Annotated in this window: 12 protein-coding genes; 8 read left to right on the top strand and 4 right to left on the bottom strand. The window is 72.0% G+C overall.

Annotated features, from left to right (window positions below; genetic code table 11):
• Nucleotides 1-64 precede the first annotated feature (64 nt).
• Complete coding sequence (locus ACIP2X_RS10750) at nt 65-538, bottom strand: carboxymuconolactone decarboxylase family protein (protein ID WP_401670286.1); 474 nt, start codon at nt 536-538, stop codon at nt 65-67.
• 117 nt (nt 539-655) lie between these two features.
• The gene (locus tag ACIP2X_RS10745; RefSeq protein ID WP_401670284.1) at nt 656-1,390 is read right to left on the bottom strand and encodes an SDR family NAD(P)-dependent oxidoreductase; all 735 of its coding nucleotides are present in this window, start codon (nt 1,388-1,390) and stop codon (nt 656-658) included.
• Nucleotides 1,391-1,544: 154 nt separating this feature from the next.
• Between ACIP2X_RS10745 and ACIP2X_RS10740 the strand changes: the two genes are divergently transcribed.
• On the top strand, nt 1,545-2,192 hold the full coding sequence (locus ACIP2X_RS10740; RefSeq protein WP_401670281.1) for a TetR/AcrR family transcriptional regulator: 648 nt from the start codon (nt 1,545-1,547) through the stop codon (nt 2,190-2,192).
• A gap of 123 nt (nt 2,193-2,315) precedes the next feature.
• Here the strand turns inward: ACIP2X_RS10740 and ACIP2X_RS10735 are convergent, their stop codons facing one another.
• Together ACIP2X_RS10735 and ACIP2X_RS10730 are read right to left on the bottom strand one after the other, a co-directional pair.
• Entirely contained in the window at nt 2,316-4,040 is a 1,725-nt protein-coding gene (locus ACIP2X_RS10735; RefSeq protein WP_401670278.1) for an MOSC domain-containing protein, read from the bottom strand.
• A 52-nt stretch (nt 4,041-4,092) separates the two neighbouring features.
• Nucleotides 4,093-4,605 (bottom strand): CGNR zinc finger domain-containing protein, encoded by a 513-nt coding sequence (locus ACIP2X_RS10730; protein ID WP_401670275.1) that lies wholly within the window; start codon nt 4,603-4,605, stop codon nt 4,093-4,095.
• 160 nt (nt 4,606-4,765) lie between these two features.
• On the opposite strand from ACIP2X_RS10730, the gene ACIP2X_RS10725 reads away from it, so the two are divergent.
• From ACIP2X_RS10725 to ACIP2X_RS10695, 7 genes are all read left to right on the top strand, one after another.
• On the top strand, nt 4,766-5,635 hold the full coding sequence (locus ACIP2X_RS10725; protein ID WP_401670273.1) for an alpha/beta fold hydrolase: 870 nt from the start codon (nt 4,766-4,768) through the stop codon (nt 5,633-5,635).
• Between the two features lie 95 nt (nt 5,636-5,730).
• The gene (locus tag ACIP2X_RS10720) at nt 5,731-6,585 is read left to right on the top strand and encodes a DUF427 domain-containing protein (RefSeq protein WP_401670270.1); all 855 of its coding nucleotides are present in this window, start codon (nt 5,731-5,733) and stop codon (nt 6,583-6,585) included.
• A 175-nt stretch (nt 6,586-6,760) separates the two neighbouring features.
• Entirely contained in the window at nt 6,761-8,677 is a 1,917-nt protein-coding gene (locus tag ACIP2X_RS10715) for a maleylacetate reductase and hydroxyquinol 1,2-dioxygenase domain-containing protein (RefSeq protein ID WP_401670267.1), read from the top strand.
• Nucleotides 8,678-8,695: 18 nt separating this feature from the next.
• The gene (locus ACIP2X_RS10710) at nt 8,696-10,459 is read left to right on the top strand and encodes an FAD-dependent oxidoreductase (protein ID WP_401670265.1); all 1,764 of its coding nucleotides are present in this window, start codon (nt 8,696-8,698) and stop codon (nt 10,457-10,459) included.
• Nucleotides 10,460-10,461: 2 nt separating this feature from the next.
• Nucleotides 10,462-11,220, top strand: a complete 759-nt coding sequence (locus ACIP2X_RS10705; protein WP_401672284.1) for a CoA transferase subunit A — start codon at nt 10,462-10,464, stop codon at nt 11,218-11,220.
• Nucleotides 11,217-11,858 (top strand): CoA transferase subunit B, encoded by a 642-nt coding sequence (locus ACIP2X_RS10700; RefSeq protein WP_401670263.1) that lies wholly within the window; start codon nt 11,217-11,219, stop codon nt 11,856-11,858. Before ACIP2X_RS10705 ends, ACIP2X_RS10700 begins: the two co-directional genes overlap by 4 nt.
• On the top strand, nt 11,855-13,045 hold the full coding sequence (locus ACIP2X_RS10695; RefSeq protein WP_401670260.1) for a thiolase family protein: 1,191 nt from the start codon (nt 11,855-11,857) through the stop codon (nt 13,043-13,045). The genes ACIP2X_RS10700 and ACIP2X_RS10695 overlap by 4 nt, the downstream gene beginning before the upstream one ends.
• Nucleotides 13,046-13,069 lie beyond the last annotated feature (24 nt).

The following is a 13,069-nucleotide window of genomic DNA, read 5'->3' as shown; positions in this document are numbered from 1 at the left end:
CCGCCCATGCGGGCGGGCCCGGTCGTACGACCGGGCCCGGGTGCGCGCGTCGGTACCGCCGGCGTCAGCCGAACTGGCCGGGCTGGTAGCTGCCGGCGGGCTGCTGGTTGATGACGTTGATGCGGTTGTAGGCGTTGATGACGGCGATGAGGGAGATGAGGGCGGCGAGTTGGTCTTCGTCGTAGTGCTTGGTGGCGTTGTTCCAGGCTTCGTCGGTGACGCCGCCGGCGGCGTCGGCGGTGCGGGTGCCTTGTTCGGTGAGTTCGAGGGCGGCGCGTTCGGCGTCGGTGAAGACGGTGGCTTCGCGCCAGGCGGCGACGAGGTTGAGGCGTTGCTGGGTTTCGCCGGCGTGGGTGGCGTCCTTGGTGTGCATGTCGGTGCAGAAGCCGCAGCCGTTGATCTGGCTGGCGCGGATTTTGACGAGTTCCTGGGTGGTGGTCGGGAGGGTGGATTCCGTGACGACCTTGTTGGCGGTGTTGATGTGGCGGAGCACCTTGCCGGCGAAGGCGTTGCCGAAGAAGTTCAGGCGGGGTTCCATGGGGATCTCCTGATCGGGTACCGGGTACGCAGTTCAGACAGGCCGGCCCCACCGCCTGTGACGGCACGAACTGTGGTGTGCGTCACATGCTCGACGGGGCCCCGTGCTCGCCCGGCCTCACTGGGTCTGATCCACCGGCCGGACCAGGATCTCGTTCACGGCGACGTGTTCGGGCTGGGTGACGGCGTACAGCACCGCGGCGGCGATGTCCTCGGACCGCAGGGTGCGCATGGACGCCGCCATGTCCCTGGCCATGGCCCGCATCGTCTCGTCGGTGATGTGGCCGGTCAGCTCCGTCGAGACGAATCCCGGCTCGATCACGACGACGCGTACGCCCTCCTTCGTGACCTCTTGGCGCAACGCCTCGGAGAAGGCGTTCACGCCGAACTTGGTGGCCGAGTACACGCCGCCCGCGGGGGACGCCGTACGTCCCGACGTCGAGGAGACCTGCACCACCGTCCCCTTGGAGCGCAGCAGGTGGGGCAGCGCCGCGTGGACCACGTACATCGAGCCGAGCAGGTTGGTCTCCACCATGCGCGTCCACTCCCTGGTGTCCGCGCCGAGGATCATGCCGCTGAGCATGAGGCCCGCGTTGTTCACCACGACGTCGAGCGCGCCGAAGCGCCCGACGGCTTCCGCGACCGCGTCCTGCACCGATCCCTGGTCGGTGACGTCGAGCGCGAGCGGCAGCAGCTCACCGGGGGCCTCCTTCGCCAGCGTTTCCAGCCGGTCGGTCCTGCGTGCGCCGGCGACCACCTTGGCGCCCGCCTCCGACAGAGCGAGGGCCGTCGCCCGGCCGATGCCCGACGAAGCGCCGGTGACCAGGGCGACTTTTCCTGCGAGGGTGCTCACTTCGACCTCCGAGATACATGGCTGCGCCGGGCGCTCGGAAGGAGGGCCATGGGCGGCGCAACAGAAGATGACCGATGGGTCATGTTGAGCGTAGCACCCAAGATGACCCGTCGGTCACCTTGCTGGTAGGGTCCTCCGCACGGAGGAGGAGGACATGACCGGAGCCACGACGCCCGCGAGCCCGAGGTCGGACATGGTGCGTAACCGGCGCCTGCTGCTGGCCGCCGCCACGACGGCGTTCGCCGAGCGGGGGACGGACGTGTCGATGGGCGAGATCGCCCAGCGCGCCGGTGTCGCCAAGGGCACCGTCTTCCGGCACTTCGCCTCCAAGGACGACCTGCTCGCGGCGATCATGCTCCAGGTGCTCGATCAGCTGCTCGACGCGGCGGAGCGGCTCGGCTCGGCCGACGACGCGGGGGAGGCGCTGCGGGAGTTCATGACCGTGGGAGTGGAGACGCTCGCCGCCGACCGGGCGTTCTGCGAAGCGATCGGACGGCCGTCGTTGCAGCATGCCGAGGTGCGGGACGCCATCGGCCGCCTCTGCGGCGTGGTGGAGACGCTGACCGCCCGCGCCCGGGAGCAAGGGGCGATCCGCGACGACATCACGGGAACGGACATCGTCCTGCTCCTCGGTGGCATTCACCAGACGGCTGAGCCCTTGCTGGCCGCGCAGCCGCAGGCCTGGCGCCGCTACCTGGCACTGGCCTTCGACGGCCTGAGCGCCGCCGGCGCCCGCACCCTGCCGCACCCGCCTCCGGGGCGCCTCGACCTCGGCGATTCCCCCTCCGCCCCCGCGGAGTGACGGACTCCGCCCCCGCGGAGTGACGGACTCCGCCCCCGCGGAGTGACGGACGGCCGCCGCGGAGTCGCGCCGCCCGTCCGGGGCGGGCCCCGCGTCTTGTCGCGGCCCGCCGCAGGCCGTCGCTCAGAGGTCGAGGACGACCTCGGTGGCCGGTGCGCTGCAGCAGACCAGGACGGTCCCGGGCTCGGGGAGTTCGAGCGGTGGGGTGGTGTAGGTGACGTCGCCCGCCACGAGCGGGGTGACGCAGGTGTGGCACACACCGGTGCGGCAGGACCAGCGGGTCGGGATGTCGCAGGCCTCGGCGAGGTCGAGCAGCGAGGTGCGAGCGGCCGACCAGGGTGTGGTGATCCCGCTGCGGGCGAAGGTGACGAGGGGTCCGGCGCCCGGGGGGCCGGTGGGCTGGTGCGGACGGGTCGCGGCGGTGGCGGTGACACCGGGGTTGACGGCGGTCAGGGCGCTGAACAGTTCCGAGTGGATCCGCTCGGGGCGCAGGCCGTGGTCGCGCAGGAGGCCGCCGAGGCCGTCCATGAAGGAGGTCGGCCCGCAGAGGTAGGCGTCGGCGTCGGCCGGGACACCGAGGGCCGTGAGCGAGGCGGCGGTCGGGCGACCGAAGGAGACGTCCGTTTCCCCGTCCCGGCGGCTCTCGGCGGTGTAGAAGACGTGCTCGTGCGCGTCGGGAAGTTCCGCCAGCAGACCGCGGGCCTCCTGCGCGAAGGCGTGCTGGGCCCGGTCGCGGGCGACGTGGATCCACCACACGGGCCGCGGGTCCCGTGCGGCGGCGAGGTGGTGCAGCATGGCGAGCACGGGAGTGACACCGATCCCCGCGGAGGCGAGGACGACCGGCCGGTCGCCCCTTTCGAGCACGAACGTGCCGCGCGGACTCGCGACGTCCACGAAGTCGCCCGGGTGAAGCGTGGAATGAAGGTAACCGCTGACCTTCCCGTGCGGCTCGTGCTTCACGCTGATGCGGTAGGTGCTGGTCGTGGGCACCGAGGACAAGGAGTAACTGCGCACCTCGGGAGCGGCGTCGCCGATCGGGAGGCGGAGGGACAGGTACTGTCCCGGGCGGGCCTCGGGCAGGGGCGGGCCGTCGGTGCTGTCGAGGTAGAGGGACGAGACGGTGGGCGTCTCGGGGACGATACGGGCCACGCGCATGGTCCTGAACCCGGGCCATCCCGGCCGCTGTCCGGACTGCCCGGACTGTCCGGCGCCGGCGGCCAGCTCGCGGAACGACTGCTGCCAACCGGGGCTGAGGGCGGGGATGTTCAGCGCTCTGCGCAGCGTCTCGGGATCACGGCCGGGCAGGTAGAGCAGCGCGTCGGTGTCGGCGACGCTGAGTTCTTCGGGACCCCTGCGGGTCAGGGTGACGGCGTCGCCGGCCTGCACGCGGCCCTCGGTGATCACCCGCAGATAGAAGCCGGGCCGGTGGTGGGCGACCAGCAAGGAGGCCATGGCCGGTTCGCCCAGCCGCATGCCGACGCGGTAGCAGGTCACGCGGGGCTGGGTGACCTCGAACTCGGCTTCACCGATGCGGTACCGGTCGCCGATGCACACCTCGTCGTCGGGCAGGCCGTCGACGGTGAAGTTCTCCCCGAAGCTCCCGAAGGTCAGATCGTCGCGGTCCAGCTGCTTCCGCCAGTACTCGTAGGACTGGAGCTGGTAGACGAGCACGGCCCGGATCTCGCCGCCGTGCCCGGCCAGGTCGCCTTGACCGTCGCCCTCGACGTTCAGGCGGCGGACCATGCGCGGCCCCTGGACGGGTGCTTTCCACGCCCCGGTGCGGACGGTCCTTCCCTGCCAGGGAACGTCCTGGGGCATCCCTACGTTCAGGGACAGCAGCGTTGCCATCGCGGACCTCCTGCGGGGTGGTCGGCCGGGGTCGACTCCCGGGCGTGAACTGCTAGTCGGGCACGGCTCCCCTGGTGCGCTGATAGTGGCGTCGGGCCTTCATGCGGTTGCCGCAGACCGCCATGGAGCACCAGCGGGCCTTGTTCGTCTTGCTGCGGTCGATCAGGAAGAGACGGCACTCCGGATTGGCGCACGGCCGCAGCCGGTCCGGGAGACTCTGCCGGGCCTCGTTCCACGCCAGCACGGCCTCCACGGCCAGCCGCCGCTCCGCGGGGGCGTCCAGCTGCCACGACACCCCGTCGGAGGACACGTGCGGGCGGGAGACGACACCCTTCAGGAGCGGCGCCAGCGAGGTCGCCGGGAGGCTGCCGCGCACCACGTCCTGGAGGGTCTCGCGCGCCCGCAGCAGGTGGCGCAGCTCGTCCACGGTTCCGGTGCCGCCGTGGGCCCGCTGCCATCGCTCGGCCGCGTCCGGGTCCGCCAGCGCGTCCCGGACGACGCCGCCGATCAACGGTGTGCTGTTGAGGAGCTCCAGCAGGGTCTCCTGCTGCTCTGGGTCGGCCACCGCCACCTCTCCTAACCAATCAGATCCTCTTAGCAGGTTACATGACCACGCCACGGTCGACACCTGGTGAGTCTAACCATCATGGCCGCCTTGACGGGTTAGGTCGGGGTGTGCTGCACTGAAAACATAACCACCGAAGCGCGAAAGAAAGGTTAGAGAAATGATCTCACCGGTTCACCACCGCACCGCCACCGTCGACGGTCTCGACGTCTTCTACCGCGAGGCAGGCGACCCGGGAGCGCCGGTCGTGGTGCTCCTCCACGGCTTCCCGACCAGCTCACACATGTTCCGCCGGCTGATCCCGGCGCTCGCCGACCGCTACCACGTGATCGCTCCCGACCACATCGGGTTCGGACAGTCGGCGATGCCCACCCTGGAGGACTTCCCCTACACCTTCGAGGCCCTCACCGACGTCACCGGCGGACTGCTCCAGCAGCTCGGCGTAGACCGCTTCGCGATGTACGTGCAGGACTACGGCGCCCCCATCGGCTGGCGTCTGGCCCTGCGGTCCCCGGAGCGCGTCACGGCGATCATCACCCAGAACGGCAACGCCTACGAGGCGGGCTTCGTCAAGCCCTTCTGGGACGGCGCCTTCGCCTACGCCCAGGCTCCCGGTCCGGACACCGAGGGACCCATGCGGGCCGCCCTGACGCCCGAGATCACCCGCTGGCAGTACCTGAACGGTGTCGCCGACCCCAGTCTGGTCAGCCCCGACAACTGGGTGCACGACCAGGCGCTCCTGGACCGTCCCGGCAACGACGAGATCCAGCTCAAGCTCTTCCGCGACTACCCGACCAACGTGGACCTGTACCCGCGGATCCACCAGTACTTCCGCGACTCCCAGGTCCCGCTGCTGGCGGTCTGGGGCGCGGGCGACGAGATCTTCGGCCCCGCCGGCGCGGAGGCGTTCCGCGACGATCTCCCCGCTGCCGAGGTCCATCTGCTGGAGTCCGGGCACTTCGCCCTGGAGAGCCACCTCGAGACCATCGCCGAGCACATCCGCGACTTCCTCGCACGCGCCCTCGTGTGACGTACCGGGCATGAGGGCGGTTCGCGGACGCTCGGGGCACCGGACCCCGCGCACCCCTGCCGCCCTCCCGCCCCCGACACCCCAAGGAGCACGCCATGGGACTGTCCTGGCAGCAAGGCCCCCTCGCCCCGGGCACCGTCGGGCACTTCCTCACCCCGGCCCCTCTGCCCGAACGCCTCCTGTTCGCCGAGCGGTTGCGCCGCCGCCTGCGCGTCAGGTTCAACGACATCTGGATCGCCGACAGCGAGCAGGTGACGCTGCTCCACGAACCGGGCCGCTACCCCGTCGCCTACTTCCCCCGCGCGGACGTCGGGGAGGAGGCTCTCGTCGCGAGCGGCAAGGTCACCCGGCACCGGGACCTCGGCGACACCACCTGGTACGCGGTGCGCGCCGGCGGCCGTACGACCGAGCGTGCCGCCTGGGAGTTCACGGGGCTGCCCCCGCACGCGGCCGTCCTCCAGGGTCATGTCGCCTTCGCCTGGCGGGCGATGGACGCCTTCCACGAGGAGGACGACCGCATCCTGGGACATGCCGCGGACCCCTACCACCGCATCGACATCCGCAACACCTCCCGCGTCCTCGAGGTCCGTCTCGGCGACACCGTGATCGCCCGCTCCGAACACCCCCTGGTGCTCTTCGAATCGGGGTTCGCCCCACGCTGGTACGTCCCGCGCGCCGACATCGACGAGAGCCGGCTGCGCGCCGTCGGAGGCCGGACCTTCTGCCCCTACAAGGGACTGTGCGACTACTACGACATCGGCGAGGCGCGCCGCGCCGCGTGGACGTACCGCACCGCGTACCGGGAGGTGGACCGGATCGGCGACCTCGTGTCCTTCGAACCGGACAAGGTGGAGGTCTCGCTCGACGGCAGGCCGCTGCGCCTCGAACCCGGGCAGCACGTCGTCCCGCACGGCATCGACCGAGGCCTGGACGTCGACGAGGCCGGCTGAGGCCCGCCGCCCCGACGGCCGGCCGGATCCCCCGTCAGTCGCCTCCCGTGCGCCTTTCGTGCAACGGCACGCCCCGAACGTGCAGGAGTTCACGCGCCCGTAACCCGCACACTCGGTGGCCAGGCACAACCGTGATCCGACCGACACGCGGAGGCGATGGACCATGCGGGCGTTCGTGCACACTTCCCATCCGGCACGGGTGATCTTCGGTCCCGGTACCGTCGGGGCCCTCGCCGAGGAGGTCCGCCGACTCGGCGGTTCCCGGGTGCTGCTGCTCTCGGGCCCGGCGCTCGCGGACGCGTCGGCGCGCGTCCGGGCCGGCCTCGGCACTCTGCTGGCCGCCGAGTTCGACGGCGCGGCCATGCACACGCCGACCGACGTGACGGAAGCGGCGCTCGCCGTGCTGAGGGAGGCGGACGCGGACTGTCTCGTGTCCGTCGGCGGCGGCTCGACCACCGGCCTGTCCAAGGCCCTCGCCGTGCGCACCGGGCTGCCGCAGGTGGTCGTACCGACCACGTACGCCGGATCCGAGGTCACCCCCGTGCTGGGGGAGACGCGCGACGGCCACAAGGTCACCCGGACCTCGCCCGCGATCCTGCCGGAGACCGTCGTCTACGACGTGGACCTCACGCTCTCCCTGCCCCTGCCCATGTCGATCACCAGCGGTGTGAACGCGCTGGCGCACGCCGTGGAGGCGCTCTACTCCGCCGACGCCGACCCGGTCACCGACCGACGGGCCCTCGACGCGATCTCCCTCATCGCACGCGCCCTGCCGCGGCTCGCCGCCGACCCCGCGGACCAGGAGGCGAGGGCCGACCTGCTGCAGGCCGCCTGGCTCGCCGGCACCTGCCTCGCCACGGTCGGCATGGGCCTGCACCACAAGCTCTGCCACACCATCGGCGGCAGCTTCGGGCTTCCGCACGCCGAGACGCACACCGTGATCCTGCCGCACGCCATGGCCTACAACGCGCCCGCGGCCCCGGAGGCCATGCGCCGCATCGCCCGCGCACTGGACGTGCCCGACGCTCCGAGCGGCGTGTACGACCTGATCGCCTCGCTCGGCGGACCGGCCTCGCTGCGTGAGCTGGGCATGCCCGAGTCCGAGCTGGGCCGCGCCGCCGAGCTCGCGGCGGCGACGCCGTACCCCAACCCCCGGGAACTGACGGCCGCAGGACTGGAGAGCCTGCTGTCCGACGCCTGGCACGGCCGTCGGCCCCAGGAGTCCCACACCACCGACGTCACGACGGCCCGGCTCACCGAGCAGGTCGTGGCGAGCTTCGCCGGCGCGCCCGACGCCCGGGTCCGCACCCTGCTGACCGGCCTCGTACGGCACTTGCACAGCTTCGTGTCCGAGCAGGACGTCACGGATGCGGAGTGGCAGTACGCGATCGACTTCCTGACCCGGACGGGCGAGCTGTGCGGCCCGACCCGGCAGGAGTTCGTGCTGCTCTCGGACGTGCTGGGCGTCTCCAGCGCCGTGGACCTGCTGACCAACTCCCGTACCCCGGACACCACCCCGTCCGCGGTCCTCGGCCCCTTCTACGTGGAGGGACCGCCCGAGGCCGCGCACGGCAGCGACATCTCCGGCGGCCTGCCCGGCACCCCGCTGTGGGCGGACGTCCGCATCACCGACACGGCCGGCGTCCCGGTCAAGGACGCCGTCGTCGACGTCTGGCAGTCCAACGAGGACGGCTTCTACGACGTGCAGCTGCCGGACCTGGACGGCCCCGTGCTGCGGGCGCGGCTGCGCAGCGACGCCGAGGGGCGTCTGACCTTCTGGTCGATCCTGCCCTCGGAGTACCCGATCCCGCAGGACGGCCCCGTGGGACAGATGCTCGCCGCGGTGGGCCGCCACCCCTACCGGGCGCCGCACCTGCACTTCATGATCGACGCACCCGGCCACCGCCGGCTCGTCACCCAGCTGTTCGTGGCCGGCGGCGCCTACCTCGACGGCGACACCGTGTTCGGCGTGAAGGACCAGCTCGTCGTCGACTTCGCCCCGCAGACCGGGCCCACCCCGGACGGCCGCGCCGTCGACGGGGAGTGGCGCCGCCTGGACCACGCCTTCCGCATCGCGCCCCTTACCGACTGAACGAGGAGACGGCCACACATGACCCGCACGGACACCTACGACACCGACGTCCTCGTCGTCGGCAGCGGCCCCGCCGGAGGCTCGGCGGCCCTGATGCTGGCCACCTACGGCATCCGTACCCTGCTCGTCACCAAGTACGGCTGGCTCGCCAACACCCCCCGGGCGCACATCACCAACCAGCGGACGATGGAGGTCCTGCGCGATCTGGGCGTCGAGTCCGAGGCACTGGCGCACGGCAGCCCGTCCCGCCTCATGGGGGACACGGTGCTGTGCACCGCGCTCACGGGCGAGGAGATCGGCCGGATCCGCAGCTGGGGCACGGGGCCCGGCTCTCTGACCGAGTACGCGTCGACGAGCCCGTGCGAGATGATCGACCTGCCGCAGACCTACCTGGAGCCGATCCTCACCACCAACGCGGCGGCCCGCGGCGCCAAGGTCCGCTTCGACACCGAGTTCCTGAGCCTCACCCAGGACGAGGACGGCGTCACGGCCCTGCTGCGCGACCGGGTGCGCGGCGACGAGTTCACCGTACGGGCCCGCTACGTGATCGGCGCCGACGGCGGACGCAGCACCGTCGCCGAGCAGATCGGCCTCCCCATGGACGGGCGCATGGGCAAGGCCGGCAGCATGAACATCGTCTTCAAGGCCGACCTCGCCCAGTACTGCGCCCACCGTCCCAGCGTCCTGTACTGGGTGCTGCGCCCCGGCGCGGCGACCGGCGGCATCGGCATGGGCCTGGTCCGCATGGTGCGGCCGTGGAACGAGTGGTTGCTGGTGTGGGGTTACGACATCGAGCAGCCGCCGCCCTCGGTGGACGAGGAGGAGGCGCGCCGGATCGTACGCGATCTGATCGGCGTCCCCGACCTGCCCGTGGAGATCACGTCCACCTCCCTGTGGACCGTCAACCACACCTACGCCTCGGCCTATTCGTCCGGGCGGGTGTTCTGCATGGGCGACGCCGTGCACCGTCACCCGCCGTCCAACGGACTCGGCTCCAACACCTCGGTCCAGGACGCGTACAACCTGGCCTGGAAGCTCGCCATGGTGGTCCGCGGCGAGGCGGAGCCGGAACTGCTCGACAGCTACTCGGCCGAACGCGCCCCCGTGGGGCGGCAGATCGTGGAACGCGCGAACCTCAGCCGCGACCAGTTCGGACCGGTCTTCGACACGCTCGGCGTCGGCGCGGACAGCGACGAGCAGAGCATCGCCGAGGGAATCGCCGCCCTGCGCGCGGGCACGGCCGAGGGCGCCAAGCGCCGCCGGCTGCTGGAGGACGCGATCCAGCTCAAGAACTACGAGTTCAACGCGCACGGCGTCGAGATGAACCAGCGTTACGTCTCCGGCGCGGTCCTCGCCGACGACGCTCCCGCCGAGCACTGGGAGGACGACCCGGAGCTGGTGTCCCGTCCCACGACCCGCCCGGGTGCCAAACTGCCGCACGCCTGGCTCGTGGACGTCGAGGGCGAGCGGCTCTCCACCCTCGACGTCGTCGGCAAGGGCGAGTTCACCGTGCTGACCGGGCTGTCGGGCGGGGTCTGGGGGGCGGCGGCGGACGCCTGCCGCGACGAACTCGGCATACCCCTGCGCCTCGTGCGCATCGGCGACGACGGCGCCCGCGACGCCTACGGCGAATGGAGCAGGGTGAGCGAGATCGCCGAGGACGGGGTGCTGCTGGTGAGACCGGACGGCTACGTGGCCTGGCGCCGCGGCGCCGCGCCGGGGGCCGCCCCGGAGGCACGGGACGGGCTGCGTGACGCGCTGCGCCGGATTCTGGGGCGGTGACCATGGACAAGCAGGTGGCCACGGCCGCGCAGGCGCTGGCCGACGTCACGGACGGACAGTCCTTCGCCGTCGGCGGGTTCGGACTGAGCGGTGTCCCGGAGGTACTCGTCGGCGCGCTGTACGAGTCCGGCGCGCGCGACCTCACCGTCGTGTCGAACAACTGCGGCGTCGACGGGCGCGGCCTCGGCGTGCTGCTCGCGGCCCGCCGCATCAGCCGCGTGACGGGCTCCTACATCGGCGACAACAAGGAGTTCGCCCGCCAGTACCTGGCCGGTGAACTGGAGGTCGAGCTGATCCCGCAGGGCACGCTCGCCGAGCGCATGCGGGCGGGCGGCAGCGGCATCCCGGCGTTCTTCACACCCGCGGGCGTCGGCACCCCGGTGGCGGACGGCGGCCTGCCGTGGCGCTACGCCCCCGACGGCTCCGTCGCGGTCGCCTCACCGCCCAAGGAGGTGCGCGTGTTCGACGGCGTCGAGCACGTCCTGGAACACGCCGTCACCACCGACTACGCCCTCGTCCGCGCCGCCCGCGGCGACCGGCACGGCAACCTCGTCTTCCACCGGGCGGCCCGCAACTTCAACCCACTGGCCGCCATGGCCGGCCGGATCACGGTGGCCGAGGTGGAGGAACTGGTCGAGCCGGGCGAACTCGACCCCGACGAGGTGCACCTGCCCGGCGTCTTCGTCCAGCGCGTCGTCGCGCTCACCCCGCGGCAGGCGGCCGACAAGGGCATCGAGAAGAGGACGGTACGCGAGCGATGAGCTGGAGCAGACAGGAGATGGCGGCGCGCGCCGCACGCGAACTGCGCGACGGCGCCTACGTGAACCTCGGCATCGGGCTGCCCACGCTGGTGGCGGACTTCCTGCCGCCGGGCGTGGACGTCGTCCTGCACTCCGAGAACGGGCTGCTCGGTGTCGGGCCCTACCCGGCGCCGGACGAGGTCGACCCCGACCTGATCAACGCCGGCAAGGAGACCGTGACGGTACGGCCGGGAGCGTCGTTCTTCGACTCCGCGCTGTCCTTCGGCATGATCCGCGGCGGCCACATCGACACCGCCGTCCTCGGCGCGCTCCAGGTCTCGGCCCGCGGCGACCTGGCCAACTGGGCCGTCCCGGGAAAGATGATCCGGGGCATGGGCGGCGCCATGGACCTCGTGCACGGCGTGGGACGGGTCGTCGTGCTGATGGAGCACTGCGCCAAGGACGGCAGCTCCAAGATCGTCGAGGAGTGCACGCTCCCGCTGACCGGACGGGCCTGCGTCGACCGTGTCATCACCGACCTGTGCGTCCTCGACGTCACCCCCGGGGGACTCGTACTCCTCGAGACCGCCCCGGGCGTGACGACGGACCAGGTCGTCGACCGCACGTCCGCATCCCTCATCGTCAGGAGCCCCCAATGATCGAACGACCGCGTGATGTGTACATCGTCGACGCCGTGCGCACCCCCTTCGGCCGGTACGGCGGCGCACTGTCCGGCGTACGCCCCGACGACCTGGCCGCAGGGGTGTTGCGCGCCCTCGTGGAACGCAGCCCCGGCCTGGACCCGGCCCGCATCGACGACGTGCTGTTCGGCAACGCCAACGGCGCCGGTGAGGACAACCGGAACGTGGCCCGGATGGCCGTCCTGCTGGCAGGCCTGCCGGTCGGCGTGCCCGGCGCGACCGTCAACCGCCTGTGCGGTTCCGGCATGGAGGCCGTCGTCCAGGCGGCCCGAGCCATCGCCCTCGGGGACGCCTCGGTCGCCGTGGCCGGCGGCGTCGAGTCGATGAGCCGCGCCCCGTGGGTGCTGCCGAAGCCGGACCGGGCCTTCCCGGCGAAGGACCAGCAGCTCCACTCCACCACCCTGGGCTGGCGCATGGTCAACCCGAGGATGCCCCAGGAGTGGACGATCCCGCTCGGCGAGAGCGCGGAACTGGTGGGCGCCAAGTACGGCGTGACGCGCGCGGAGCAGGACGCCTTCGCCCTGGCCAGCCACCGCAACGCCGCCGCCGCGTGGCGCGCGGGCCTCTACGAGCGCGAGGTCGTCGCCGTCGACGGCGTGGACCTGCCGCGCGACGAGAACATCCGTGACACCACCTCCCTGGAGGCGCTGGCCAAGCTGAAGCCGGCCTTCCTGCCCGACGGCACCATCACCGCGGGCAACGCCTCGCCGCTGAACGACGGCGCGTCCGCGCTGCTCCTCGCCGACGAGGAGGGACTCGCCGCGATCGGCCGCGAACCGCTGGCCCGGGTACGCGCGGCGGCGGTCACGGGCATCGAGCCGCAGTACTTCGGACTCGGCCCGGTGGACGCCATCCGCAAGGTGCTCACCAAGGCGGCGGTCGACGCGTCCGACCTGCGCACCGTCGAACTGAACGAGGCCTACGCGGCCCAGGTGCTGTCCTGCCTGGCGGCGCTCCCCGAACTCGACAGGTCCGTCGTCAACCCGCGGGGCGGCGCCATCGCCATCGGACATCCGCTGGGCGCCTCCGGGGCCCGTGTGGCGGGCGCGGTAGCCCACCAGCTGGCCGCGGCCGGCAAGGGCACCGGTCTGGCGGCGCTCTGCATCGGAGTGGGTCAGGCGCTGGCGCTGGTGCTGGAACGCTGAGCGGGGGAGGGCGGTCCTCGCCGC

The sequence above is a fragment of the Streptomyces sp. NPDC089424 genome, assembly GCF_044749345.1.
In the GTDB taxonomy this organism is placed as follows: domain Bacteria; phylum Actinomycetota; class Actinomycetes; order Streptomycetales; family Streptomycetaceae; genus Streptomyces.
The sequence above is the reverse complement of the archived record's forward strand: the minus strand, read 5'-3'. Positions and strand labels throughout refer to the sequence as shown.

What these genes read in the sequence shown, in the direction of transcription:
- ACIP2X_RS10750 (WP_401670286.1), bottom strand. Translation starts at nt 538, where the DNA reads ATGGAACCCCGCCTGAACTTCTTCGGCAACGCCTTCGCCGGCAAGGTG.
- ACIP2X_RS10740 (WP_401670281.1), top strand. Translation starts at nt 1,545, where the DNA reads ATGACCGGAGCCACGACGCCCGCGAGCCCGAGGTCGGACATGGTGCGT.
- ACIP2X_RS10735 (WP_401670278.1), bottom strand. Translation starts at nt 4,040, where the DNA reads ATGGCAACGCTGCTGTCCCTGAACGTAGGGATGCCCCAGGACGTTCCC.
- ACIP2X_RS10725 (WP_401670273.1), top strand. Translation starts at nt 4,766, where the DNA reads ATGATCTCACCGGTTCACCACCGCACCGCCACCGTCGACGGTCTCGAC.
- ACIP2X_RS10720 (WP_401670270.1), top strand. Translation starts at nt 5,731, where the DNA reads ATGGGACTGTCCTGGCAGCAAGGCCCCCTCGCCCCGGGCACCGTCGGG.
- ACIP2X_RS10710 (WP_401670265.1), top strand. Translation starts at nt 8,696, where the DNA reads ATGACCCGCACGGACACCTACGACACCGACGTCCTCGTCGTCGGCAGC.
- ACIP2X_RS10705 (WP_401672284.1), top strand. Translation starts at nt 10,462, where the DNA reads ATGGACAAGCAGGTGGCCACGGCCGCGCAGGCGCTGGCCGACGTCACG.
- ACIP2X_RS10700 (WP_401670263.1), top strand. Translation starts at nt 11,217, where the DNA reads ATGAGCTGGAGCAGACAGGAGATGGCGGCGCGCGCCGCACGCGAACTG.
- ACIP2X_RS10695 (WP_401670260.1), top strand. Translation starts at nt 11,855, where the DNA reads ATGATCGAACGACCGCGTGATGTGTACATCGTCGACGCCGTGCGCACC.